The organism is Sinorhizobium mexicanum (assembly GCF_013488225.1).
GTDB classification, from domain to species: Bacteria; Pseudomonadota; Alphaproteobacteria; order Rhizobiales; family Rhizobiaceae; genus Sinorhizobium; species Sinorhizobium mexicanum.
This window is the reverse complement of record NZ_CP041241.1, coordinates 915304-939109: the sequence shown is the minus strand read 5'-3', so window position 1 is coordinate 939109 and position 23806 is coordinate 915304. Positions and strand designations below refer to the sequence as shown.

The window sequence follows — 23806 nt, the reverse complement described above, 5'->3', positions numbered from 1 at the left end:
AGTCACGCTTCCCCCTGACCCTCACGGCCACAACGCTCGATTACAGCGTTACAGGAAGCGCAATCGCGTCGCTTGCCATTTGATGCCACGCCGGCTTCCGAAATCCGCCAATTCAAATCATCTGCCCAACCGTGGATAATCGCAGGAGCCGATCGCTGCAGTTCTCCCCGCCTTCGTCAGCCCGGACTTGGCGTTGCGGTCGTTCCTGGAAGCTGACGCGCCGCGAGAGCGGCGGCTGTGTCCTTGTCATCTCCGCTGACTTGGACCGTCGGCTGGGCGAAGTCGATCCCGTTGTCACGGAAGGCCTGCATCAGCATTGCGTAAGCCTTTCGACGGATCATCGTCTGTTCTCCTGGCTTGCAGGTAAAGGCTACGCCGAGTTCGATGCCGTATTCGCCGATCTGCTCCACGCCCTTGAGCTTGAGTGGCTCGATAAAGAACGAGCCGAATTCCGGATCCCCCTGCAACTGCCTGCCGATATCCTTGATGAGTTGGCGCACGCGATCGAGGTCGGTTTTGAAGGGGACACGGATGCGGAACTTATCGACGGTCCAGTCGCGGCTCGCATTCTTGATCGCACCAAGCGAACCGAAGGGTACGGTGAAGATGGGGCCACGGTGGTGTCGCAGTCGCACGGAACGAAGGCTGAAGGATTCCACGACACCCGTGTAGCTTCCCGCCTCGATGTATTCGCCGACGCGGAATGCATCATCCAGAAGGTAGAAAATGCCGCTGACAATGTCCTTGACGAGGGTCTGTGAGCCGAAGCCGATTGCAACGCCGAAGACGCCCGCGCCTGCGATTAATGGGCCGATTTCAACCCCCATCTGCGAAAGCACTGTAAGAACGGCTACAGAGAGAAGCCCCGCCGCCAGGCCGTTGCGGAAAACGGGCAGCAAGGTGCGAAGCCGGCTTTGTCGTGCGGCCTCATTCGGTGTGAGCGCTGCTTCATCGCCGCGATCACTGAGCTTGCGGGTAATATAAGCATTCGCCAGTTGCCAAGAGAGGTCGATGAGCAGCAGGATGACGATGCTGTTGAATGCCCCGCCGATGATCGTCTGGGCCAGGGTCATGTGACCGGCGAGGAACTGGAAATTATGTCGCCAGACGAATCCGACCCAATCGACCGCCGCGATAATAACGATCGCCCGCGTGCCCCGCGCGAGCAGCACGGTCTTAGGGTCTGAAGCACGCTCTCCATCTCCGCGTGATGCCGCCCACACATGGACCACACTGTCGGTTGCCGACAAGGCGCGCGGCACAACGATGAGCATTATTCCAAGCCAGAACAGCGCCACGAAGCCACCGCACCAGAGCAGCCAGAGCAAGACGGCTCCGGTGATCCCGATTGCACGGGCGGCGCGGCTCTGCGGGGGCTGTCCGTCGTCCGGGCCGTTGCGCCAAATTCCGTCGATGGAGATCAGCAACAGCAGGACCGAAAATCCAATTGCCAGAACTGAACGGACATCGGGGTCAACGCTGAGTCGCTCGCACACAGCCGAGAACGCCACCGCCACGAAGGCCACCGCAGCGAACATGCGGACTCGTGAATAGGCCCGAGCCGATAGTACCGACATAAACAATGCGAGCCGGCAAAGCACGATCACGAATCGATAGGCGATCATTGCGAGGAGAGCATGGAACACGACCACGCGTGACAGCGGCGGCCACGCGAAAAGGAGAAAGAGGACGGCAACTGTCGCCGTGAATGCCAATAGCGGCAAGAACTCCGCGTGGACTCGCGTCAAAGGGCGCTTGGGCAAAGGGGAGTCTCGCACTGCGCGGCGGACGAACCACTCAGCGCCAAAAGCAATGCCTGCAATGATGCCGAGCATGAGTACTGCAGGTGCCAGACCGCTGCTGCGCGCCTCTTGCCGTAGCCCGGACGCGACGCGGGAGAGTTCATTGCCTACGCGCGGCACTGCAGAGAGCAGTGCGTTAAGACGGCTACGCGAGCGCCCTTCCCACTCTTCGATCAGCAGCACTGGAGCCGCATTCTCGAGAGCTTTCTCTGTCGTTACTTGTGCACGCAATGTTGCCGCACCAGACAGACAGAAACACAAGACCAGCAATGGCAACAAGAACCGAACGAAGGACATAGAGCTTCACCGCAACGGGATGGCAGACCTGGAGATGCCAAGGTTGATTCAAGCTCGACTCGCCAGTGGCGCAAGCTCGATATTCCGAGACTCTATAGGTAATCCCTTCCTCTTGGCAGCCGGTGAGGCATGTGACCTGCGGCAGAGACATGATCTACCGCGTTCGCCGGCGCGCAGAAAAGCCCGCGAACGAGGCGGTTAGGAGCCGCCTCAGTTCCCGGGTGCAACTGATCATCCAGAGTGGATGCGGACCTTCTTAGCGATATCAGCTCACCTTTCTGACTGGCGGTATCGTCCAGGACCCATCGATGATGGAGGGATTGCTCTCGTTAGGCCAATACAGGCGCATCATGAGGATAAAATTTCCCTTGGGCGCTGGCAGCCAGTTTGATTCCATGTCCGGTCCGGGGGATTCATGCTGGATCAACAGGTCGATCGAGCCATCCGGATTGGCCTTGAGCGGTTGCCTTGCGCTGATCGAGTAACGATTCAGGGGATTGTCGACAAAGAAGTAGTCCGCATCATACATGGTCAAAGACCAGAAACCTGCGACCGGCGGTGTAAGACCCTTCTTGAATGTCAGTGCGTATTTCTCGGATCCATTGTATGCCCGCTTGATCACGCCGCTGTCGGCTTTCCGCGAGGTGGGGTAGATCGCATCCTGCGGCCGGTTTGCCCCGAGTCCGATCGCGGTGATCAAGGCGCGCTGGACATAGTTGGTGCCGTAGATACCGGTCTTCGTCGTGAAGCCCCAGCCATCGATGTCCTGAACGTCGCCATCGCTGAATTTGAAATGCATCATGATGCGGGCAAAGCCGACCTGCGGCACGCGCTTCGCAAAGGCTGGATCGAACTTGGTCCTGTCGAAGTCCTGGCCAGGAACAATGCCCAATTCCGCGAGCTTGGCGACCACAGGCGCATCCGCTGCGGTAGGCGGATTTCGTTTCAGGAGCTCGGCGAACAGCGTAAAGTATTCGATGGCATCCATATTGTTGACTTGCTCGCGAACGGCGGTCTTCATGTCGATCGCCGGATCTGCCTTGCCCTTGGGTGCCGTCCAGTCCTTCCCCCATGCGCTCAAGGGATAGAGCTTCACTTCATCCTGCAGCTTGTGGACTTCGGCGTAGTCTTCCGGGGTACCAGTGCAGTAGATGCGCCCAAGCAACCAGACGATGCTTGTCGGAGACTTGTATTGCTTAACACCCTCCGGGAGCGTGCCTTCCCATCCGGGACCTGTGACCACGAAAGTCTGCGCCCCTGTGCCCGTCGTCCGCTTTCCGGGAACGTCGAACACGGTCGTCCAGCCATCGAGCATCGGAAACAAGGCATAGCGATCTTTCAGGTCTGGCAGGCTAACCACCCAGGGCTCATCACCCACGTCAAAGAAGGCGGTCGTGTAGAGCGTATCGGCATTGGGCGCCGTCACGTCACGGAACTTGGCGTCCGGGTATTGGCGCAGCTTGATGACGTGCCCCATCGGGCCGCGGCTTCCTTCCGGCTCGGCGACGTTGGTGATCACGCGTCTGGTGATCTCCATTGTCACAAGAGGATAGGCATAGATGTAGGCCTCCACGGCCAATGCGAACTCGTCGAGACCCTCTGGCAAATTCGCTACCAGCCCATCGCGGGCGGTCGCCGGCGAAACTATGGAGCCAGCTGCCATCAGGCCGAGACCGGCCACCGTCAAGTCACGGCGCGTAATGTTCATTCTATCCCTCCGAAAAAATCGATTTGTGACGAAATGCGTCCAGTTCAGTCGATGTAGACGACGACGTAACGGTCGCCATAAGGTTGGTAGTAAGCCCCGCCACAACGCCACACGACAGCGCCGCTGACGCTGGTCCTGACGCAGCCGGCAGGAAGAGCGGCGACATACACCGAGGAGCGGCGGATGACGCGGCGCGTGGTACGGCGGGCGACACCAGCAACGCTGCCGGGTGTTAATGGTCGCCCGACGATCGCCTGCGCCTCGGATACGAACGAGCCGAATTGCATGGGAATGAGATCGCCTGCCGCGAGCATGGCTAGACAAGCTATTACAACTGAAAGGGCTTTGCGGTGCAGCTTGCGCATCTTCATTGGTCAGCCTCCAGCGAAAGTTCGCCGGTTACATCGGCGTGACCGTGTTCGAGCTTGGCGGCGTCCGCTGGCGGCGTGAAGTTAAACTGGGCGGCTTCGAGCCCATCCCACTTCCAGTTGCTGAGCCGCAGCGAATACTGCGGCGCCCCCGTCACCCATTTGGTCGTGATGACATATTTGAGGGGCAACGGTTTACTGCCTTTGCTGATCCAGATTTGCCAGTCGACGAGATCCGCTCTGAAGGCGAGATGGTCACATTCGACCCGTTGACGAAGGCCGTTCCAACTACGGTTCCGTCGGTCACGCCGTCGCTGAGGACGGCATAGGGGTCGCTCGCCAACAGATCGGCCCCCGGAGCATCAAGTCCGGTAGCGGCGCGAAGCTCCTCCGTCGCGTCTTCAACGCCGGGACCGGGACTTTGCAGTTGCGCGTAAGCGTTCCCGACTTTGTCATGGAGCGATATGGTCTTGCCGTCAAATATCACCTCCGCCTCGGCAAAAGGCCCCATGCGCTTCATCCGGAAACCCTTCGCGCGGTCGAGTACAATGGAGCCGGATGCGCTGTACTGGATCTTCTGGCCCTGAAGGTTGAGGACTTCCTGATCCGCATCGTAGTCGACCCGAAGTGTCGGCATCGATTTGAGATTTTCGCTCATCGCAGCCAGAATCCGATCGGCCTCCGGATCGATCCTGTCTTGCGCGGCAGCCGTCCACGCAGCCGCGCTGACTGCGACCGTCAGAACTAGCATGCACCGGCGCCGTGCCGCACCAGACCATCTCGGTATGGGTCCACTCATCTGCTCACCTAAAGAACCAAGTTCTCGCACCGACCCAAACGCCGGAGAACACTTGCTAGCTACGGACAACTTTATCGCGAAGACCTTCCAAAGAAGTTGCATACTGCTATAGTGCGCGAACTTCGTCTTGCCTTTTCATGCCAACTTTGTTCCCCGGATGTTGAATCCCGCACCCTCGATCAGAATCAGGACGTTCCTGACAATTGCGCCCTATCTGGCTAAACGCGACGTCTCGGCGATCGAGTTCTGCGAACGCGTCGGCATCTCGCCAAACGTGTTCCAGAACGCGGATGGCTGGCTTCCCCGCGCCGAGTGTTTTCGTATGGCAAACGAGTTGGCGAATGTTGCGGGGGACCCGTTCGCGGGCGCGCATGTCGGCTTCATGACCGAACTCTGCGATCTCGGCGTGTGGGGGCAATCCGTTCTGGCAGCAGAGAACGTGGCCGCTGCATGCGCGGTCGCAACCGCCAACGCGCCGACGATTCACCGCGGATCGGAGGTGCGCTTGCTTGCAGAAGGCAAAACGGCTCGAATCGTCTTCCGCTTTGCTGACCGTTACGAGTTCGATCCCCGGCAGTTCATCTTCGGGAGCCTCGCGGTACTACGAAAAGTGCCGCTCATGGCGGGCGAACCCTCCGGAATAAGGGTTCGATTGACGGCGTCGAAGACGCAAGAAACCCAAGCGCTTGAGGAATTTCTGGGACCCAACATCGAACTGGGATGCGAGCATGACATGATCGAATTTGACCGTGAGTTGCTCGATCTCCCTCTCAAACATGCAACAAATCGGCCTTCGAAGGTGACAACCGCGTTAAACACGACGGTCGAGGCGGCAAAGCTGCTCAGCAGCAGGCTCTCCGATGATCAGGAACTTAAACTGGCTGCACTTGCACGAAGCGTTGGAGTATCGACCCGGACCTTGCAGAGGCGCCTGAAGTTTTGCGGCGTCGATTTCGAGGAGTTGCTCGACGAGACTCGTCGCAGTGAGGCGATCCGATTGATCGGCGAAGGCGTTCATAGCATGACCGAGATCGGCTTCAGGGTAGGCTACAGCGATCCCGCCCATTTCACGCGCGCGTTCAAGCGCTGGACGGGAATATCGCCATCCGGCTTCCGAGCAATGAAACGTCGGTAGCCCGATTCTCCGGTGCATTCCGCTGATGTCACAGCCTCCTCCGCAAATCGTAACTCTATTCTTGACAGATCAGTCCAATATTCCTAGATGACGTCCATGGCACGGACCAAGGAATTCGACAGAGATCGCGCACTGGATGCAGCAATCGGCGTGTTTCGCGAACATGGCTTCGAAGGCACGTCCACGGAGATGCTCGTCCGGGCAATGAAGATCGGCAGGCAGAGCCTCTACGACACCTTCGGCGACAAATGGAAACTCTATTGTCTTGCCGTGGAACGCTATTCGGCCGGAGAGGTCAACGCTCACATCGCCATGCTGCGCAGCCAACCACACGCCCTGGATGGTTTAAGGGCGATGATGGAGCGCGTCGCCGAAATTGCCGCGCAGGCCTGCCTCGGTGTCAGCTCGATCTGCGAATTCGGCCAGAGCCGGCCGGAACTGACGGCACTTCAATATGCCGCAGACCGTCGACTGAAGGAGGCCGCGCGCGAGCGTATAGGCGAGGCCCAGGCGACGGGGGATGTGGAAAAAACACTGTCTGCCGAGGAGGTCGCGAATTTCCTCTTTGCTAGTATCGCTGGCATGCGGATCGCCGCTCGCGGCGGGGCAAGCCGCGAGCATTTGCGATCCCTTGCGCGGCTGGCCCTTCGCGCAATCACATAGGCGAAAAAATTTTGACCGTTTTTGGAATGATCCGTCAAGAAAGGAGTACGCAATGAAGGCCGTGGTTATGAATGAGATCGGCGGACCCGACACGATGAAATATGTCGATCAGCCGGAGCCGTTAGTGACACCGGGACATGTCCTGGTCGACATCGCCGCTGCCGGCGTGAACTTCATGGACATAGGTGTGCGCCAGGGCATGGCCTGGAATGACATGCCGAATCCAAAGATTCTCGGTGTTGAAGGTGCCGGTCGGGTGCTCGCCATCGGCGAGGGGGTGAACGACTTTACAGTCGGCGACCGCGTCGCTTGGGTCTATGCGCCGGGAAGCTATGCGGAGCGCCACTCGATACCGGCGACGTCCCTTGTGAAGGTTCCCGATGCCATCGATGATAGGACAGCCGCGTCGGTGATGATGCAGGGACTGACGGCTAGCCATTTCGCCACCGATTTCTATTCCGTGCAGCCGGGCGACATCGCTCTTGTTCATGCGGCCGCCGGTGGGGTTGGCCTGCTGCTAACGCAGATCATCAGGATGCGTGGCGGTCGCGTGATTGGTCGGGTTTCGTCCGAAGACAAGATCGCGGTCGCCAAGCACGCCGGCGCAGAGCATGTCATCGTCGATATCAAAGGGCAATTCGCCGATCAGGTTCTGCGGCTGACCGGTGGCGAAGGAGTTAACGTCGTCTATGACGGCTCCGGCCCCACAACCTTCAACGGATCGCTGGCCGCAATTCGCCGCTCCGGCACGTTTTGCTGGTATGGGCCGGTGCTCGGCGGTCCAGGACCGCTCGACATCATGAGCCTGCCGAAGAGCATCAAAATTGGATATGCGACCTTCTTCGATCATATCCACACGGCCGAACTCTTCCGCGCTCGCACGCACCAACTTTTCCGCTGGATCGAGGAAGGGTCGCTGAAGGTGAGCATCGGCGGGATTTACCCTCTTGCCGACGCTGCTCGCGCCCATGCCGACATGGCCAGCCGCGGGACGACCGGCAAGTTGATCTTAACCCCGTGAGACGGGGCTATGCCAAGTCGCCTGCGGCCGCCCCTTTAACCGGTCAGCGGTGCGCGAACTGGTTCCGGCTACGCCTTCGCCTCGTATGCCCATTGGTTGGGTCGGGGCTCGGCCCTCTCCCCTCTAAAGGGAAAATCCAGCCTCCCCGCCCTTCCGTCGCTTGCCTTCAGTTCACTCGTGCAGTATCGACGCGGATCCTCATGCGCGGAGGTTGAGCCGGGCTAAGCGCCACTGTGCAGAAGCAGGTAGCAATAAACAGGCGCATGTAAGCATCGAGGAGCCGCGCGGAGACAACTCCGCGCGGCCGAGTGGAATGCCGACCGTGGCGGGTCGGCACGTCGGTTGAATATTCTAGTCCTGGACTTTGAACGCGGACGTCTCTCCCGAGAACGTGCAGGTGGCGGTCCAATCCATCGCAAAAGTTCCTTCTTCAGGCGTCGCCGTGATATGGTATTTGTCGCCTTTCTTCGGGCGCTTCTCCGAGCCGAATTTTCCGCAGGCGAAATCTTTCTCGCCGCCGCTTCCGGTCCCATCTTTCAGCAGTTCGTCTCCGCCGTTGGCAGTCTTAACGGAGACGTTTTCCCAATTGGGCATGATTCCTACCTCCATCTGGTATCGACTATGACGTGGATTTGCAATGCCGTGGACCCCCGGCAGAAACGGTCTTGGTGCGCCCTATTTTCCGTCGCGGGCTTCGACCCAGGACCTGTCCGTCGGCGGCGGCAAGGGACCTTTGGGTTTGCCGGTCTGGCCCCAGGCGGTCATCTTCGGAAAGCTTGGTCCAATCAGCTTCTTATAGGACTGGACAAAGCTCAGGCCGCTGGCGCCCGGAGCCGCCGAAAGGCAGGCATAGACGTAGACGCCGCCGGAGTACCCTTCGGAAAAGATCGTCAGGTTCTTGTTTAGATCGCGCGCGGTCAGGTAGAAGTCGTCACCCTTGCTGCCAATGACGGGCTGGCCTTCGTCCCCGAAGGCTGCGCCGTGGGCCACGATGAACAGATCCTCGGTCGGGTGAAGATCAGGAATGTCCTTGTCGAATACTTTGTACCATTCGCCGAAAACATGGTGATTGCCTTTGGCGGCGTCACGGGCAATGTCCTCGACCATGGGATCGTCAGTGCAGGCTGCAATAATCATCGGTATCCTCCATTGACTTGGATGTTGAATGGGTCTGCGGCTCAGAGGGAGATGCGCAGGTAGTAGGGCTGGTCGCTCGGTGGGCCGTAGCCGCCGAAAAGCTCTGCGATCCTGGATGCTGCTTGCTTGTCCGACAGGTTCAGTGATGCCGAAAGGAAGGTCGAAGCGATGCTGAAATTCTCCGAACCTCGCCCCTCAGCCACGTTCAGGCAGGTCAGGTAAAGGTGGATCTCGGCGGGGTTGCCTTGATCCAGGATGAGGCAGTTGAATGCCGTCGGTTCCCCATACTTGCTGAGATAGGAACTGATCGGCTTCGCCAGACCGGCCTGGGCCTTACCTCCACCTGCGGCATTGGCGCAGATCGACGCAAGGGCGCCGGGCAAATCGCCAACGGGCATTGTGCGGTTCAGCGTTTGCGACGTCGTCGCGCTTTCCACCTGGTTCGGTACCATCTGCACGGCATTCTGCCATGTGCGAGGGTCCAGGTTTCGAGACGGGTCTTCAGACAGTTTTTGGATCAGGGCAGAGCAGATCCTCTCCGCTTGGAGTGGATCGCTGCTCTTGGGTCCGATCACCGAAAAAAGACCCGCAGCTGTTTTCGCGAATGGGTTCATGTCGGTTCCTTCCGGGGACGGCAGCGAAGAGCACCAGGCAGCGCGACAGAGCATCGGCACCCAGCAGAGTTTTGCCGGATAGCCTCATCGCCTTGGCGAAGCGGGGGCGCTTCGAACCGCACCGTGGTTCGATGAGCTGCGTTAATCGCGATTGAGGTCCGAGCTCAGACCTGCGGCGTGATGTCGTTCTGCGGAGTCGAGCCGCCGTTGAAGAAGTTCTTGGCCTTCTTGAACTGCTCGGTGGAGTTCTTGTTCACGAGCTCCTGGAAGTTCTTGTAGTCTGGGCCGTCCTTGCGGATGCGACGGGTTTGAACGATGTTGGTGATCTCGGTATAGTCCATGTCGACATTGACGTATTGTGTCGACGAGCAGGAGGATTTCAGCTCGAGGAAGTACTCCTTGAACTCGATCTGCCGCAAGACGATCGCGCCGTAGTCGAAGTATCCGCCGGCCCCGTTATCGAGAAGATAGCTTTGATAGGTGCATGTCAGCGCCTTGTATTGCTGCGCCTTGCTGCTGGCACTGAAGGTCAGGTTGCCCATTTGCGTCAGGAAGGACTGGAAGTCCGTCAGCAAAGATGCACCGTCCGAGATGAGCGCCTTGGCAATCAGGGACAGAAACGTGCCCGAAACAGACGTGCCGACAAATTTGTTCGAGTAGGCTTTCTGCTTCTGCGCTCCGATCGAGAGATCGGGAATGTTACCGACGACGTCCGACCAGGTGTTTATGTCGAGTTTTTTCGAGTCGATATTGGGATAGTGGGTATGCATATAGTCGTGGATGAGGCCGCCCATCGCCAGCAGATTGTCCTGGTTTTCATTCATGATGCTGCTCCACTTCGAGTCATTGGTTTTCTGGCCAATGAGGTGGAACTGGACTGTGCCTTGGTCGTTGGCGATCTGCTCGTCGCTGGGCGCCTGAGCATCGGTCTGGGCAAGCATCAGAGGCTTGGCATAAAAGAAGGTGCGTGCTGCGTCGTAGCTCTTGTTCGAATAACTCTGTTCATGTTCCTGGACATTCACTGCGGATACGCTCGGCATACTTGCCTCCTACGGTGAGATTTGAACGTTGCTCCGAGAGTCTCCGGGTTTCCCCCATAAAACTAATGGGTGTATTAATCCCTTCGAATGCTCTCATTAGCTGTATATCAGGTTGTTTCGGTCTCCACCTTTGCCTCAGACAGGCTTTTCTCTGCGGAATGCCATTTTGCGGTAGAGGAGCGGCGGGAGGCCATGAACGGACTTGAACGCCGTCGAGAAGTTGTTGCTGTTCTCGTAACCCAGCGTTTCGGCAATCTTGCTGACGCTTTCGTTGCCGCTGCGCAAGCGCCTGGCCGCCTCGGCCATCCGATAGTGGCGTAGCCAGGTGATGGGCCCGCAGCCAAAGGAAGTTTCAAAGCGGTTAACGAGCGTTGTCCTGTTGGTGCCGACTATCCGCGCCAGCTCGCTCAACGGAATCTGCCGAGCGACGCGCTGCACCAGCAGATCACATGACTTCTGCACGAGCGGGTCGGCGGAGAAGAACAGCGCAGCAGACCGTCGCTCGATCTGAGCGACGCAGGCTCCAAGCCGGCTTACCACTTCCTGCTCTATCAGCGGCCACAGCAGGTAGTCCAAAAATCCGCTGGCGAAAATCGCGCTGCGATGCAGGCCGGTTTCAGAAACGAGTGCCAGTTGCATGAGTTCGGGAGGGAGTTTTAAAGGCTGGTGCTCGTGTTGATGCGGCTGGCGGCAATCGACGATAAGGATTTGGGCCGAACGCCCCGGTCGCAACATTCGGTGATCGATCACATCGACCTGCCGCAATGAATTTGCGATTTGCGACAGAGAATTTGCCGCTCCTGGATCCGAGCCAAGATACGCAGCCAAAAAGGAAGCATGCACCTCGAAGAGCACCTTGAGAATGTGGCCTGCCGAAGGCTTGACCCAGGGCTGATTGGACGGTCGGGGGCGCCGGAGCCCCAGCTTGCTTGGAGGGTGTAAGCGCGGAGATACGCCGGGATCTTTGCAATCGAAGCGTCTGAGATGGAAGAGAATATCAACCGTTGGGTGAACAAACCAATACGCTACTTGCGCGCCTGTCTCGGCGATGAGATTGGAGCCGCGTGGTAAGGGTGGGCAAAAGGTCCGGTAGCGCCGATTACGCGGAAGCCGTCAGCCAAGGCTCATCAGGCGTCACTACAGCGCCGCACGTCTTGTCGGACCTCCAAGGGCCGCTGTAGCACTTCGAATTTACTACCTGTTTTTGTCCTTAAACCGAGGTCGGCTTAAGGAGACATGCAGTAGAACTGTAATCATCGTATAGCGGCAACGAACTCCGCGCGCCGGCGCGGCCTCGCTCGGGGACGCGGGCAAGCGTCGTCGAGTTGCCCCTGAAAGGATACACCTTGAGCTGGGGACTGCAGCGCCGCCAGTGCCCAACGACACGCGCGACGATCAGTGCAACGCGCCGCAGCACCAGCGAAACCGCAGATGCGCCGTCCGGGCCTCCTGCATGTTTCCTTAAATCGTAGTCGATTTAAGGATAAAAACATGCAGCAATTCAAAGTGCTACAGCATTCTTTGCGCGTCTGATAAGACGCGCGGCGCTGTAATGACAGACATTACGAGGCGTGTCAGGTGGGCGTCGAACCCATGACCAAACCTTCAATATCATGCTTCTGCGTGACCGGGATCAATTCTTCGACAACCCTGCAGACCAGGTGTTTCTTCACCGTCTCCGGCAAGGTGTCGTAATAGTCCTTGGTCACCATCATGTCGTGCAATTCCGCGTGGCCTGCGCCGGGAGCATCGGCGCCGAGAACCAGGACGGGGCGGGCGATCGGGGAACCGTGTTCCGTCCCGCGATGGATGGTGAGAGCGGAGCGGCACGAAATATCGCCGAGCTTCGGGTATTTGCGGGCCGCGAGCTCCTGAAACTCCGGCCACCTCTCCTTGGGCGGAAACATCTCGTGTTTCCATTCCCGACCGTCGAGCCACTGTGTGCCTGGAGCGATCTCGAACGGGCCCATGTCCTCGGTGACGTCCACGCCCGTCAGATTGAAGGCAAGCGAGGTGATGCGGCGCTCGACATAGGTATCGGGCGGCGAAGGGAAGTCGCGATGCCACGGCTGGTATTTGGCGCCCTGAAACGGCACGTCGAAACCGATCTCGACGATCTGGTAGTCGGGGCCGAGGACCGTTTCGCACATACCGACGACCCAGGGATGGGTAACGAGATCGACGAAGCCGGAAAAATCCTGCGGATGGATCTCGACATACCAACGTCGCGGGCCGCGACCGACGGCGCCGCCTGGCCGCTGGATGGCAGACCAGAAAGCCGTCATCATGTCTTCGCGCATCGCCTCCGCCCATTCGCGCGAGAAGGCGCTCTTCAGCGCGGTGATGCCGTCCCGCTGCAGGGCCTCGACGCAGGCGGCGAGGTCATAGTCGGCGCCTCGTGTAATTGCCGTTTGCATTGTATCTCCTCTTCGTTTGGACCCACCCGACACGGGGGACATCGGTGCCGATTACATCTCAGGCCCTTCCTCGCGGCGCGACATCAATCGTGCCTGAAGCACGACGACGATGAGCAGGAACCCGCCACGGATGACGGATTGCCAATAGGCCGAGAGCGAAATCCAGCCGAGACCGTTCTCGAAATTCAGGATGTTGAACACCATCGCCAGCAGCAGCGCGCCGGCCAGCGTCGCTCCGACGGAACCGGATCCACCGGTCAGCAGCGTGCCGCCGACCACCACGGATGCGATCGCAAAGAGTTCCCAACCGACACCCTCAGTCGGTTGGCCGGCGCCGAACTGCGAGGCAAGAATGACTCCGGCAAGGCCGGCAAGCGCGCCGGAGCCGAGATAAACGGCGATGAGCGTTCGCCTGACCTTGAGACCCATCAGCGCCGCCGTCGCCTCGCCGTCTCCTATCGCCAGCACGTGGCGGCCGATGGGCAAGCGCTCCAGCACCAGCCACCCCGCGACATAGGCGAGAAGGCCAATCCAGGCCGGGATGGGAAAGCCCAAGAAATCGCCTTGGCCGATCTCCGTGAAGCCGCTGTCGTAGGAAACCGAAACCGACTGATTGCCGGCAAGCAGCAAGGCGGTCCCGTAGGCCGCGAGCATGGTCGCGAGCGTCGCGATGAAGGGCTGGATGCGCATGGCGGTGACGATGAAGCCGTTCAGCGCGCCGACAGCAAGACCCGCCGCGATACCGCCGACGAGACCTGTCGCCCAGTGATGGGGCGACAGAAGCGCCGCGATGACGCTCGCCATGGCCGCCGTTCCGCCGACGGAGAGATCGATGCCCCCGGTCATGATGACAAACGCCATGCCGAGCGCGATCAGGGCGAACATCGAATTGTAACGCAGGAAGCTCAGGATGTTATATAGAGACAGGAAATTGTCGTAGCGCAGCGCCCCGAACAGGATCAGGCCGAGCAGCGCCAGGACGACGCCGAGGCGGGCCATGTCGCCGGGGGACCTGAGCGCAAGAGCCTTGAGCAACGCGTTCACCCACTCCTCCTTCACGACTTGCCGGCGCGCTGCTGGATGAACACCGCGAGCACGATCAGGGCCGCCTTGACGATCAGTGCGGCGGCATCAGGGACACCGTTTGCAAGCAGGGTGTAGCGCACGAGCTGGATGACCAGCGCGCCGATCACCGTACCGATGATGTTCGCCCGGCCGCCGGTCAGTAGCGTGCCGCCGACGGCGACTGCGGCGACCGCATCGAGCTCCATGCCGAGGCCTACAAGGTTGGCGTCGCTTGCGGAATTGCGCGCGACAACGATCAGGCCGGCCACTCCCGCAAGCGCGCCGCTGATCATGTAGACGAGCAGCTTGACGCGGTGCACGGGCATGCCGGTCAGTCGGGCTGCCTTCTCGTTGCCGCCGACCGCGATGATCTGCCGTCCGAAGACCGTGTAGCGGATCGCCGCCCAGGCGATCGCCGCGATCGCAGCCATCAGGATCACCTGCGCGGGAATGCCGCCGATCCGCCCCATTGCGATGAACTGGAACCCTTCGTTTCTGAAGACCTGCAGGTTACCGTTGGTCATGACCTGGGCGATGCCGCGCCCGGCGATAAAGAGCACGAGGGTCGCGATGATCGGCTGGATTGCGAAACGGGTGACCAGGAACCCATTGAACAGGCCGAAGAGTCCGGTGACGGCGACAGGTAGAACGAGCGCAAGTGCCGCGGCGACCGGCATGTTGGAAACCGGAAAGAGCGTTCCCATGAAGATCATCGGTGCAAGGGCGCCGGCAATCGCCATCAGCGAGCCGACGGAGAGATCGATGCCGCCGGTCGCGATCACCAACGTCATGCCGATCGCGACGATCACGATGGTCGCGACCTGGGTGAGATTGACGTTGAGCGTCTGCAGCGACAGGAAGTTCGGCGTGAAGACGGCGTTGAACAGGATCAGCGCCAGGAAAGCGACGAACGTGCCGTAGCGCCCGGCCAAACTGAAGAAACGTTTGCCCGAGGGGACGGTGTTCGCGCCGGCCTGCGTCTCGATCGTCGTCATGCTATTCCACCTGGTGCGCCATGGCGGCGAAAAGCGCCGCCTCGCTCAAGTCCTTGCGTGGGAGGACGGCGACCGAGGCTCCGTCGCTGAGGACGGTGACCTGGTCGGCTGCGGCCAACAGTTCCTCGAGTTCCGACGAAATCATCAGGACGCCCAGCCCTTCATCGGCGAGCCGGCGTAAGAGGCGAAGGATTTCGGACTTGGCACCGATGTCGATGCCGCGGGTCGGCTCGTCGACGATCAGGAGCTTCGGATCCGTGCAGAGCCATCGGCCAAGCAGGACCTTCTGCTGGTTCCCGCCGGAGAGTTCCTTGATCGGCTGGTCGGGGGAGACGCATTTGATCCCGAGCGCGGAGATATAGCGCTCGACGATTGCTTCCTGGCGCGCACGGTCGATGATGCCGGCGCGGTTCAATTTCGGCAAAAGCGCGAGTGTCATGTTTTCGCGGATGCTCATGTCGGGGATGATGCCGTCGACCTTCCGGTCTTCGGAGACAAGCCCGATGCCATCGGCAATGGCGTCCGCGGGCTGGCGATACGAGCGCGGTTCGCCATTGTACCGGATTTCGCCCCGTTCGATCCGATCGGCGCCGAAGATCAGATTGGCGGTTTCTGTTCGGCCGGAGCCGAGCAAGCCGGCAAGGCCTGAGATCTCCCCTTCGCGAACGGTAAGACTGACATCCCGGACACGGACGCCTGAGCCGGCATGCTCCACCGACAATCGCACGGATCTCTGCGTGCTTTCGTCGGCGTCCTTCGCGATCGCTTCGAAAGCCGCGAGTTCTTTTCCAAGCATGTGCCGCACCAGGGCCAGCTTCGGCATGTCCGCCATTGCGCTCGTGGCGACGGTCTTCCCGTCACGCATGATCGTCACTCGGTCGCAGATCCGGTAGAGCTCGTCGAGGCGATGGCCGATGAAGATGACCGACACGCCGCTGCGTTTCAGCGTTCGGATCGTGTCGAAAAGAATGGCCACTTCCCGTTCATCGAGGGACGAGGTTGGCTCGTCCATGATGACCAGCCGCGCGTTTTGCGTGACGGCCCGCGCGATCGCCACCATCTGACGGGTGGCGGCGCTGAAGCGTGCGACTGGCGCCTCGACATCGATCTCCAGATTGAAGGTTCGCAGGACCGCAGTCGCACCCTCTCGCATCGCCCGGCGATCGATTAAGCCGTACCGGCGCGGTTCACGCGACAGATAGATGTTCTCCGCAACGGATCGTTGCGGAGCGAGGTTGATCTCTTGGTAGATGGTCGCAATGCCCTGGGCCTGGCTCTGCGCCGGCATGGAGAAGGAGACCTCGTTTCCGCCAAAGAGAATCGAGCCTTCGTCCCGCCGGTAGGCGCCGGTGAGAATCTTGATCAATGTCGACTTGCCGGCGCCGTTCTGGCCGACAAGCGCCATCACCTCCGCCTGCCCCACCTCGAGCGACGCCGAGCGTAGCGCGGGAATGCCGTTGAATGACTTGGAAATGCCCTGCATGGACAGAAGCATTAGTCCCTCCGGATGCCACTCTGTCTTCTGCCGCCGACCGTCGATAACTGCCGCCTGGGCATAGCTGATTGTATCACGCCGAGCTTCCATTACACCTCGCCAATGGCAGGAGCGGCGTTGCCGCCCCGGCCAGAGAAGGCATGTGTCAGTAAGCGTTGGCGAGTTCGGCAGCCGCGTTGGAGGAGTCGTAGAACTTGTCCTCGTTTATGACCCAGGGATCGATCTTCTCACCCTTGGCAAAGCGCAGCATCGTCTCGAAAGCCTTGGGTCCGAAGCGCGGGTTGCACTCGACGACCGCGGCGATCTTTCCGTCGATTACGGCTTGAACCGCCTCCTTGCCGCCGTCGATCGACAGGACCAATACGTCCTTGCCCGGGACCTTGCCGGCCGCTTCGATGGCGGCAATGGCGCCGATCGCCATCTCGTCATTATGTGCATACACGATATCGGCATCCGGGTGCGCCTGCAGCAGGGCTTCGGCGACCTGTCTGCCCTTGTCACGTGCGAAGTCGCCCGTCTGAGAGGCAACAATCTCGAAACCACCTGCCGCCTTGATGGCTTCGTCGAATCCTTTCTTGCGGTCATTGGCGGGTGACGAGCCGGTCGTCCCTTCAAGCTCGATGATCTTGGACTTGCCATTGGCATTCTTGACCAGCCACTCGGCAACGCGCTTTCCTTCCTCGATGAAATCCGAGCCGATGAATGTGACGTAGTCCTCGCCGGCCTTGGCAAGGGCCGGGTCGACGCTGCGGTCGAGCAGGATGACAGGAATGCCGGCCTTCTTGGCGGCCATAACCGCCGGGATCAGGGGCTTTTCTTCGCGCGGCGCGAGGAAGATCAGATCGACGCCTTGGGCGATCATCGAGTTGACGTCGGCCACCTGCTTGGCGGCGGATCCCGCGGCATCGGTATAGACCAGTTGATGGCCGAGCTTCTCAGCCTCCGCTTTCATGCTGTTGGTCTGGGCGATGCGCCAGGGATTGTTGGACTCCGTTTGTGCGAAGCCGACCTTGTAGGTCTCCTTCTGTGCCAGCATCGGCAGTTCAGCGAAGGCGACCGTGCCGGCAACGGCAATTGCGCCGGCCGCCGTAGCGGCAAGCATGAAGGCGCGACGTGAAATCCTGTTCATCGTGAGTTCTCCTCCCGGTTTGCCGGTACTCCTCTACCGGATGCGAGCACTTTGTGCTTCACATGGGCAAACCTTGCGCTAATAATATTAGCAGTCAAGGCTAAAGTTATTAGCACTTGCAAAAAATCAATGCGGCGCTGCAGCGCCGGCAGGGGACCGAAATGGCAAAAGACAACGGACGCAACGTGACGCGGAAGGAAACGAGCGGCGGCCGGCCGACGATGACGGACGTGGCGCGCATCGCCGGCGTGTCGCAGTCAAGCGTGTCCCTTGTCCTCAACGACATGTCTGGTGCCCGCATCTCGGCTGAAACCAGGGAGCGTGTGCGCGAAGCGGCACAAAAGATCGGTTACAGGCTGCCGAGTACCCGTCAGGACCCGGCCCAGGCACCGGCGATCGAGAAGGACACGATCGCCTTCATTGTCGACGAGATATCGACGAGCCCGCATCCGGTGGTCAGTCTCGACGGGATTCGCGACTATGCCTTCGAGCAGGGCCTGCTCGTCTCCGCCCATGCGACCCGATCCAATCCTGACCTGGAGAGCGCGGTGCTCCGCGCCGTCCTGCGCGACCCGGCGATCGCTGGCGTGATCTACGCAACCATCTTCACCCGCAAGGTGAGCGTGCCGCCCGAACTCGAAAACGTTCCGACAGTGCTGTTGAACTGCTACGCCGAGCCGCGCCAGCATATGGCGATAGTACCGGGCGAGGTCGCCGGCGGCTTCGCGGCAACGGCGCATCTGACGTCACTGGGGCATCGACGTATAGGCTTCATCAACGGCGAACCGTGGATGGACGCAGCGGTCGACCGCCTCAAAGGCTACAAGCAGGCGCTTGCCACGGCCGACATCGCCTTCAATGAGACGTTGGTGCGCGACGGCGACTGGCTGCCGCTGCGCGGTTACCAGGCGGGCCTGGACCTGCTCGCCATGGAAAATCCCCCGACCGCGATCTTGTGCGGTAATGATCTGATGGCGATCGGAGTCCTCGAGGCAGCTTCCGAGCGCGGCCTCCGCGTACCCGAGGACCTGTCGGTGATGGGCTATGACGATCAGGAACTCGCGCGCTACACGCATCCGCCGCTTTCGACACTGGTGCTGCCGAACTACGAGATGGGTCAGAGGGCAGCGGAAATTCTGATCGATATGGCGATCCACGGAAAAAGGCCGCGTCCCATGACGATCAAGGTCGATGGGCCGCTGGTCCAGCGGGGGACGACCGCGATGATCTCGCACGTGGCTGCACGCCGCCTCTGACGCAGCCGAGCCGGACGTCTGAGTCACGCACAGCTATCCTCCTCCAGGCCCATGACTGACGCACGGACTTTGCGGATTTCGGGCGCATGACGGTTTCGCTTCTTCCACCTTGGACGCGGACAACATCCGTGCCGGACGACCGCCGGCGGGAGTTCCCGCCGGCGTAAAGTTCCCTGGCAAAAATCGAAGCGGCAGTATGGGCCGGCAACACGGCCTTGCGCAGCGGGTGGCGTGACCGTTTCAAGTCGCCGAGTAAAAACCAAGCCGAATTCTGGAGTTCGTTTTTCCTACCGATGGGGGTCGTTTTTATATCCGGCAAGGTAGAGCGTTCACTCTACCATTGGCGGCATGAACACGACCAAACAGAAGATCGCAAGTGACCTCGACCGGCAGTTTGCCGAACAGGGTTTTGCCGAGCAAGGCGTGGAAGCGCTGCGGGCGGGAGCCGACGTGTCCCTGAGGACGCTCTACAAGTATTTTCCAAGCCGCGAAGCCATGGTGGTGGGAGCGCTGGAGCACCGTGACAAGACCTATTTCGATTGGCTCGCGGGTGGGCCTGAGAACGGCATCGATCATGTCCTTTATCCGATCATCCGTCTCGGAGACTGGTTGAGCGAAGTGGCCAACACCGGTTGTCTTTTTCTGAATGCCTTGGCAGAGCATCCCGACAGCGTCGCAATCCGCGCGATCGTCACGGATCACAAGGCACGGCTCGCCGATGAGTTTCGGGTACGCCTCCAAACCATCGCGCCCGACAGAGATATCGAGCAACTCGCCGAAACACTGTTCCTTCTTCACGAAGGCATGACGCAGACGGCACGCCTGCACGGGCGGGATCGGGCAACGGCCGCGGCCCTTCGAGCGGCGAAAGCAGCCCTTGCGGCCGAAGATATCGCCTGAATTCCTTTCCACCAACTCTGAGACCGTGGGAGCCAGACATATGAAGATCAAGGAAATCCATATCTATAGTCACGACCTGCCCGTGAAGAACGGCCCCTATACGATGGCGAATGCAAAGGTCTGGTCGTTGAAGACGACACTGGCCCGCCTCGTGGGCGAAGATGGAACGGAAGGTTGGGGTGAAACCTGCCCTGTTGGCCCGACCTACGCCGAATCCCATGCCAGTGGTGCGCTCGCCGCACTCATAGAAATGGCTCCGGGACTGGTAGGCTCGGAAGTCTGGCCGCTGTCTCTCCAGCGCAAGATGGACAGCCTGCTGAACGGGCATAACTACGCCAAGGCAGCGATCGACATGGCCGCCCACGATCTCATCGGTAAGAAGCTCGGTTTGAGTGTTGCCCAGCTGCTGGGCGGTGTGGCAACCGATAAGGTGCCTTCCTATTACGCGACAGGTGTCGGCACTCCGGATGACATTGCCCGCATTGCCCGCGAAAAGATGGAAGAAGGCTATCCGCGTCTGCAGGTTAAGGTGGGCGGCCGTCCGGTCGAGGTTGATATCGAGGTCGTCCGCAAGGTGTGGGACGTTATCAAGGGATCGGGCATGCGCTTGGCGGTCGACGCCAATCGCGGCTGGACCACGCGCGACGCGCTTCGCATAAGCCGTGAATGCCCGGATGTTCCGTTCATCATGGAGCAGCCGTGCAACACGATTGAAGACCTCCAGAAAATCCGGCCGCAGGTGCACCACGGCATCTACATGGACGAAAATAGCATCAACCTGAGCACCGTGATTACAGCGGTCGGCACCGGCCTTGTCGACGGCTTCGGCATGAAGGTGACACGCATTGGCGGGCTGCACAATTTCGCGACTTTCCGTGACATCTGCGCTGCCCGCAACCTTCCGCACACCTGTGACGACGCCTGGGGTGGGGACATTCTCGCTGCCGCCTGCGTACAGGCAGGTGCAACCATTGCCCCCAAACTCTGCGAGGGTGTGTGGATCGCGGCTCCTTATATCGAGGGCAATTACGACAGCAAGAACGGTATCCGTATCGAAGGCGGTCACATTGCGCTTCCGAAGGGCCCGGGCCTCGGAGTGACACCCGATGCAGGCATCTTCGGTAACCCGGTCGCAAGCTTCTGAACCAGTGGAGTGTAAGATGAGATTTTCTGGGAAGATCGCTCTTGTAACCGGTGCCGCCGGTGGCATCGGCGCTGCCATCGTGAAGCAACTTCGAGCCGAGGGAGCTCGAGTGGCCGTTGCCGACCGGGATGTGTCTGGCGTTGAGGCCGATGCCAAATTGCCGGGCAACCTGCTGGAAGCAGCCTATGCCGACGGCTTGCCGCAGGCGGCCTTCGACGCGCTCGGCGGCCTCGACATCGTCATCAACAATGCCGGCGTGATCACCCGCGGCAAAGTGACGGAAACGGCCGATGCCGACTGGGACCTGTCGGTGGGCGTCAATGTCCAGGCGCCGTTCCGGATCTGCCGCGCCGCGATCCCGCTGCTTGCCGCCCGTGGCGGTGGCGCAATCGTCAACACCGCTTCCTGCTGGGGCCTTCGCCCCGGCCCGAACCATGCGGTCTATTGTATGACCAAGGCGGCAATCGCCTCCCTGACCCAGTGCATGGGCATGGACCACGCGCACCAGAATATTCGCATCAACGCCGTCTGCCCGAATGAGGTCAATACGCCTATGCTGCGCACCGGCTTCATCAAGCGCGGCTTTGATCCGGATACAGCGGTTGCGGAACTCGGCAAAACCGTGCCGCTCGGCCGCATCGCCGAGCCGGATGATATCGCCGATGTCGTGCTCTTCCTTGCTTCCGATGCCGCGCGCTACATGTGCGGCTCGCTGGTTGAGGTCAACGGCGGAAAGGCGGTGGCCTGATGCGGTTCGAAGGTAAGGTTGCGCTGGTTACGGGTGGCCGTTCCGGCATCGGCCGGGCGATCGCGTTCAGGCTCCGGGACGACGGCGCTCGCGTATTCACCGCCCAGCGGGGAGCGGACGTGGAATTCGAGGGCATTCCGGCGGATTTCGCCGATCCGGGTTCCGCCGGAATGACCGTGGAAGCTGTGGTGGCCAAGGCCGGGCGGCTTGATGTGCTCGTCAATAATGCGGGCATGATGCAGGAAGCACTGGTCGAGGACATGTCGCTTGCCGACTGGGAGCGGAACATCGCCGTCAACCTCACCACTCCCTTCATGCTGATCAGGGCCGCGATGCCGCATCTCAAGGCGTCAAAAGGCGCCATCGTCAATATCGGCTCCATCGAAGGGCTGGGATCGAACCCGAAGCACGCAGCCTATTGCGCGTCGAAGGCGGGCCTGCATGGGTTGACCCGCGCTGTTGCTATCGATCACGGGGTCGAGGGCGTCCGCTGCAATGCAGTCGCCCCCGGCTGGATCGACACGGACCTGAACGTAGATTTCATCGAGAGCATGCCGGACCCGGCGGCCTTCCGTCGCGAGATCGGCCGGATTCATCCGGTCGGACGCACCGGCAAGCCAGAAGAGGTCGCAGCGCTTGTCGCCTGGCTCGCCTCGCCGGAGGCAGGCTTCGTCACCGGCCAGGTCTGGACCATCGATGGCGGTCGCCTGGCAAAGCTCAGCCTGCCCTGAACGGATTATGGATGACAGCGAAAGCCATCATCGTCTTGAACGAATTCAACGCAGGATATCAGTGACATGAATGAGCTCGGCAAAGAGGGTGCGGTCAGCAGCAAATCCGAAATTCCCACCACCATGAAGGGTGTGGTTCTGGTTGGCCATGGTGGTTTCGACAAACTGGAATTCCGCACCGACCTCCCGGTTCCGACACCTGCTGCGGGCGAAGTGCTGATCCGGGTTTCTGCCGCAAGCGTCAACAATACGGACATCAACACCCGCATCGGCTGGTATTCGAAGGCGGTCACAAGCGGCACCGATTCCGGTGCAAGGCAGGGCTTTGCGTCTGCCCAGAATGATGACGCGAGCTGGTCAGGCGTTCCGCTTGTGTTTCCGCGCATCCAGGGCGCTGATTGCTGCGGACATATCGCCGCCGTCGGCGAAGGCGTGAGCCCTGATCGCATTGGCGAGCGGGTCATTGTTCGAAATCTTCTCCGCACCTATGTCGATTACCGGCCCTTCGAGTGCTGGACATTCGGCTCGGAATGCGACGGCGGGTTCGCCCAGTACACCAAGGCCCCATCGCGCGAGACGTTCAAGGTCGATTGCGACTGGAGCGATAATGAACTCGCGACGATGCCTTGCGCCTATTCCACGGCTGAAGGACTGCTGCATCGGGCAAACGTGCAGGCTGGCGAGCATGTCGTCATCACCGGCGCTTCCGGCGGTGTCGGCTCCGCAGCCGTTCAACTGGCCAAGCGGCGTGGTGCCTATGTGACTGCAATTGCAGGACGAGAGAAGGCACGGTTGTTGCTGGAACTCGGCGCGGATCAGGTCGTTGGGCGTGACGAAGACCTGGTCGCCAACCTTGGCAAGGAGACGGTGAATGCAGCGATCGATGTCGCGGCTGGCCCCGGCTTCCCGGCTTTGCTGGATGTTCTCAAGAAGGGTGGCCGTTATGCCGTTGCTGGCGCGATTGCGGGCCCACTTGTCGAACTCGACATTCGCACTCTTTATCTGAAGGACCTGACCTTCTTCGGCTGCACTTTCCAGGAGGACATCGTCTTCGAAAACCTCGTCTCCTACATCGAGCGTGGTGAAATCCGTCCCATTGTGGCGAAGACCTATCCGCTGGAGCAGATTGCCAAGGCTCAGCAGGAATTTCTATCGAAATCCATCGTCGGTAAGATCGTGCTGGAAATCCCTGCCTGACGGTCGAATTGCTGGCTCGCCGTTCGCCACGGAAAGATTGAGACAAGCATGATTGACGTGCGACGGAGGCGCAGCCAATTCCGGGACGCGCGAGGGGTCTCGCCTCGAAGGATATCTTTGAGAATTCTCCGGTTACGACACTGAA

General features: G+C 60.3%; 22 protein-coding genes and 1 pseudogene. 9 read left to right on the top strand and 14 right to left on the bottom strand.

All coding sequences use genetic code 11. The annotated features are described in order from the left end of the window. Positions 1 to 176: 176 nt before the first annotated feature. From FKV68_RS28550 to FKV68_RS28535, 4 genes and pseudogenes are all read right to left on the bottom strand, one after another. Positions 177 to 2081, bottom strand: coding sequence for a mechanosensitive ion channel family protein (locus tag FKV68_RS28550; RefSeq protein WP_180943863.1), 1905 nt, complete (start codon positions 2079 to 2081; stop codon positions 177 to 179). Positions 2082 to 2364: 283 nt separating this feature from the next. Beyond that, positions 2365 to 3807: a DUF1254 domain-containing protein gene (locus FKV68_RS28545; RefSeq protein ID WP_180943862.1), complete on the bottom strand. Its 1443-nt coding sequence runs from the start codon at positions 3805 to 3807 to the stop codon at positions 2365 to 2367. Positions 3808 to 3851: 44 nt separating this feature from the next. Further along, positions 3852 to 4121, bottom strand: coding sequence for a hypothetical protein (locus FKV68_RS28540; protein WP_246452780.1), 270 nt, complete (start codon positions 4119 to 4121; stop codon positions 3852 to 3854). Positions 4122 to 4174: 53 nt separating this feature from the next. Further along, a pseudogene (locus FKV68_RS28535) lies at positions 4175 to 4812 on the bottom strand (DUF2092 domain-containing protein). A gap of 364 nt (positions 4813 to 5176) precedes the next feature. Between FKV68_RS28535 and FKV68_RS28530 the strand changes: the two are divergent. From FKV68_RS28530 to FKV68_RS28520, 3 genes are all read left to right on the top strand, one after another. Continuing rightward, positions 5177 to 6109, top strand: coding sequence for an AraC family transcriptional regulator (locus tag FKV68_RS28530; protein ID WP_180943938.1), 933 nt, complete (start codon positions 5177 to 5179; stop codon positions 6107 to 6109). A 96-nt stretch (positions 6110 to 6205) separates the two neighbouring features. Continuing rightward, positions 6206 to 6772, top strand: coding sequence for a TetR/AcrR family transcriptional regulator (locus FKV68_RS28525; protein ID WP_180943860.1), 567 nt, complete (start codon positions 6206 to 6208; stop codon positions 6770 to 6772). A 52-nt stretch (positions 6773 to 6824) separates the two neighbouring features. Beyond that, positions 6825 to 7793: a quinone oxidoreductase family protein gene (locus tag FKV68_RS28520; RefSeq protein ID WP_180943859.1), complete on the top strand. Its 969-nt coding sequence runs from the start codon at positions 6825 to 6827 to the stop codon at positions 7791 to 7793. A 351-nt stretch (positions 7794 to 8144) separates the two neighbouring features. Here FKV68_RS28520 and FKV68_RS28515 read toward each other — a convergent pair whose 3' ends face one another. From FKV68_RS28515 to FKV68_RS28470, 10 genes are all read right to left on the bottom strand, one after another. After that, positions 8145 to 8387 (bottom strand): hypothetical protein, encoded by a 243-nt coding sequence (locus tag FKV68_RS28515; RefSeq protein WP_180943858.1) that lies wholly within the window; start codon positions 8385 to 8387, stop codon positions 8145 to 8147. A gap of 81 nt (positions 8388 to 8468) precedes the next feature. Then, positions 8469 to 8930, bottom strand: a complete 462-nt coding sequence (locus FKV68_RS28510; protein WP_180943857.1) for a hypothetical protein — start codon at positions 8928 to 8930, stop codon at positions 8469 to 8471. A 41-nt stretch (positions 8931 to 8971) separates the two neighbouring features. Then, a complete protein-coding gene (locus tag FKV68_RS28505) occupies positions 8972 to 9382 on the bottom strand; it encodes a glutamate acetyltransferase (protein ID WP_245181470.1) in 411 nt (136 codons plus the stop codon). Between the two features lie 326 nt (positions 9383 to 9708). Beyond that, positions 9709 to 10584 carry a hypothetical protein gene (locus tag FKV68_RS28500; RefSeq protein ID WP_180943855.1) on the bottom strand — a complete coding sequence of 292 codons (876 nt, stop codon included), beginning with the start codon at positions 10582 to 10584 and terminating at the stop codon, positions 9709 to 9711. Positions 10585 to 10719: 135 nt separating this feature from the next. Beyond that, positions 10720 to 11439 carry a helix-turn-helix domain-containing protein gene (locus tag FKV68_RS28495; RefSeq protein WP_246452772.1) on the bottom strand — a complete coding sequence of 240 codons (720 nt, stop codon included), beginning with the start codon at positions 11437 to 11439 and terminating at the stop codon, positions 10720 to 10722. A 719-nt stretch (positions 11440 to 12158) separates the two neighbouring features. Then, positions 12159 to 13001, bottom strand: a complete 843-nt coding sequence (locus FKV68_RS28490) for a phytanoyl-CoA dioxygenase family protein (RefSeq protein WP_180943854.1) — start codon at positions 12999 to 13001, stop codon at positions 12159 to 12161. A 51-nt stretch (positions 13002 to 13052) separates the two neighbouring features. After that, a complete protein-coding gene (locus tag FKV68_RS28485) occupies positions 13053 to 14045 on the bottom strand; it encodes an ABC transporter permease (RefSeq protein WP_180943853.1) in 993 nt (330 codons plus the stop codon). An 11-nt stretch (positions 14046 to 14056) separates the two neighbouring features. Continuing rightward, positions 14057 to 15061 (bottom strand): ABC transporter permease, encoded by a 1005-nt coding sequence (locus tag FKV68_RS28480; RefSeq protein WP_180943852.1) that lies wholly within the window; start codon positions 15059 to 15061, stop codon positions 14057 to 14059. 1 nt (position 15062) lies between these two features. Further along, positions 15063 to 16556 carry a sugar ABC transporter ATP-binding protein gene (locus FKV68_RS28475; protein WP_180943851.1) on the bottom strand — a complete coding sequence of 498 codons (1494 nt, stop codon included), beginning with the start codon at positions 16554 to 16556 and terminating at the stop codon, positions 15063 to 15065. A gap of 145 nt (positions 16557 to 16701) precedes the next feature. Continuing rightward, a complete protein-coding gene (locus FKV68_RS28470; RefSeq protein WP_180943850.1) occupies positions 16702 to 17685 on the bottom strand; it encodes an ABC transporter substrate-binding protein in 984 nt (327 codons plus the stop codon). 161 nt (positions 17686 to 17846) lie between these two features. Here FKV68_RS28470 and FKV68_RS28465 point away from each other — a divergent pair, with 161 nt between their 5' ends. The 6 genes from FKV68_RS28465 (at position 17847) to FKV68_RS28440 (ending at position 23661) form a co-directional block, all read left to right on the top strand. After that, positions 17847 to 18941 carry a LacI family DNA-binding transcriptional regulator gene (locus tag FKV68_RS28465; RefSeq protein ID WP_180943849.1) on the top strand — a complete coding sequence of 365 codons (1095 nt, stop codon included), beginning with the start codon at positions 17847 to 17849 and terminating at the stop codon, positions 18939 to 18941. Between the two features lie 348 nt (positions 18942 to 19289). Continuing rightward, positions 19290 to 19841 carry a TetR/AcrR family transcriptional regulator gene (locus FKV68_RS28460; RefSeq protein ID WP_180943848.1) on the top strand — a complete coding sequence of 184 codons (552 nt, stop codon included), beginning with the start codon at positions 19290 to 19292 and terminating at the stop codon, positions 19839 to 19841. Positions 19842 to 19881: 40 nt separating this feature from the next. After that, positions 19882 to 20985 carry a mandelate racemase/muconate lactonizing enzyme family protein gene (locus FKV68_RS28455; protein ID WP_180943847.1) on the top strand — a complete coding sequence of 368 codons (1104 nt, stop codon included), beginning with the start codon at positions 19882 to 19884 and terminating at the stop codon, positions 20983 to 20985. Positions 20986 to 21001: 16 nt separating this feature from the next. Continuing rightward, positions 21002 to 21733: an SDR family NAD(P)-dependent oxidoreductase gene (locus tag FKV68_RS28450; protein ID WP_180943846.1), complete on the top strand. Its 732-nt coding sequence runs from the start codon at positions 21002 to 21004 to the stop codon at positions 21731 to 21733. After that, positions 21730 to 22464, top strand: coding sequence for an SDR family NAD(P)-dependent oxidoreductase (locus tag FKV68_RS28445; protein ID WP_269808478.1), 735 nt, complete (start codon positions 21730 to 21732; stop codon positions 22462 to 22464). Before FKV68_RS28450 ends, FKV68_RS28445 begins: the two co-directional genes overlap by 4 nt. 66 nt (positions 22465 to 22530) lie before the next feature. Continuing rightward, positions 22531 to 23661, top strand: coding sequence for an alcohol dehydrogenase family protein (locus FKV68_RS28440; protein WP_245181468.1), 1131 nt, complete (start codon positions 22531 to 22533; stop codon positions 23659 to 23661). The last annotated feature ends 145 nt before the right edge of the window (positions 23662 to 23806 follow it).

Excerpts from the sequence above, each read along its gene's own strand:
- FKV68_RS28510 (WP_180943857.1), bottom strand. The coding sequence starts at position 8,930 with ATGATTATTGCAGCCTGCACTGACGATCCCATGGTCGAGGACATTGCC.
- FKV68_RS28500 (WP_180943855.1), bottom strand. The coding sequence starts at position 10,584 with ATGCCGAGCGTATCCGCAGTGAATGTCCAGGAACATGAACAGAGTTAT.
- FKV68_RS28490 (WP_180943854.1), bottom strand. The coding sequence starts at position 13,001 with ATGCAAACGGCAATTACACGAGGCGCCGACTATGACCTCGCCGCCTGC.
- FKV68_RS28545 (WP_180943862.1), bottom strand. The coding sequence starts at position 3,807 with ATGAACATTACGCGCCGTGACTTGACGGTGGCCGGTCTCGGCCTGATG.
- FKV68_RS28480 (WP_180943852.1), bottom strand. The coding sequence starts at position 15,061 with ATGACGACGATCGAGACGCAGGCCGGCGCGAACACCGTCCCCTCGGGC.
- FKV68_RS28465 (WP_180943849.1), top strand. The coding sequence starts at position 17,847 with ATGGCAAAAGACAACGGACGCAACGTGACGCGGAAGGAAACGAGCGGC.
- FKV68_RS28520 (WP_180943859.1), top strand. The coding sequence starts at position 6,825 with ATGAAGGCCGTGGTTATGAATGAGATCGGCGGACCCGACACGATGAAA.
- FKV68_RS28450 (WP_180943846.1), top strand. The coding sequence starts at position 21,002 with ATGAGATTTTCTGGGAAGATCGCTCTTGTAACCGGTGCCGCCGGTGGC.
- FKV68_RS28460 (WP_180943848.1), top strand. The coding sequence starts at position 19,290 with ATGAACACGACCAAACAGAAGATCGCAAGTGACCTCGACCGGCAGTTT.
- FKV68_RS28515 (WP_180943858.1), bottom strand. The coding sequence starts at position 8,387 with ATGCCCAATTGGGAAAACGTCTCCGTTAAGACTGCCAACGGCGGAGAC.
- FKV68_RS28540 (WP_246452780.1), bottom strand. The coding sequence starts at position 4,121 with ATGCTCGCGGCAGGCGATCTCATTCCCATGCAATTCGGCTCGTTCGTA.
- FKV68_RS28475 (WP_180943851.1), bottom strand. The coding sequence starts at position 16,556 with ATGCTTCTGTCCATGCAGGGCATTTCCAAGTCATTCAACGGCATTCCC.
- FKV68_RS28440 (WP_245181468.1), top strand. The coding sequence starts at position 22,531 with ATGAATGAGCTCGGCAAAGAGGGTGCGGTCAGCAGCAAATCCGAAATT.
- FKV68_RS28470 (WP_180943850.1), bottom strand. The coding sequence starts at position 17,685 with ATGAACAGGATTTCACGTCGCGCCTTCATGCTTGCCGCTACGGCGGCC.
- FKV68_RS28455 (WP_180943847.1), top strand. The coding sequence starts at position 19,882 with ATGAAGATCAAGGAAATCCATATCTATAGTCACGACCTGCCCGTGAAG.
- FKV68_RS28525 (WP_180943860.1), top strand. The coding sequence starts at position 6,206 with ATGGCACGGACCAAGGAATTCGACAGAGATCGCGCACTGGATGCAGCA.
- FKV68_RS28505 (WP_245181470.1), bottom strand. The coding sequence starts at position 9,382 with ATGGTACCGAACCAGGTGGAAAGCGCGACGACGTCGCAAACGCTGAAC.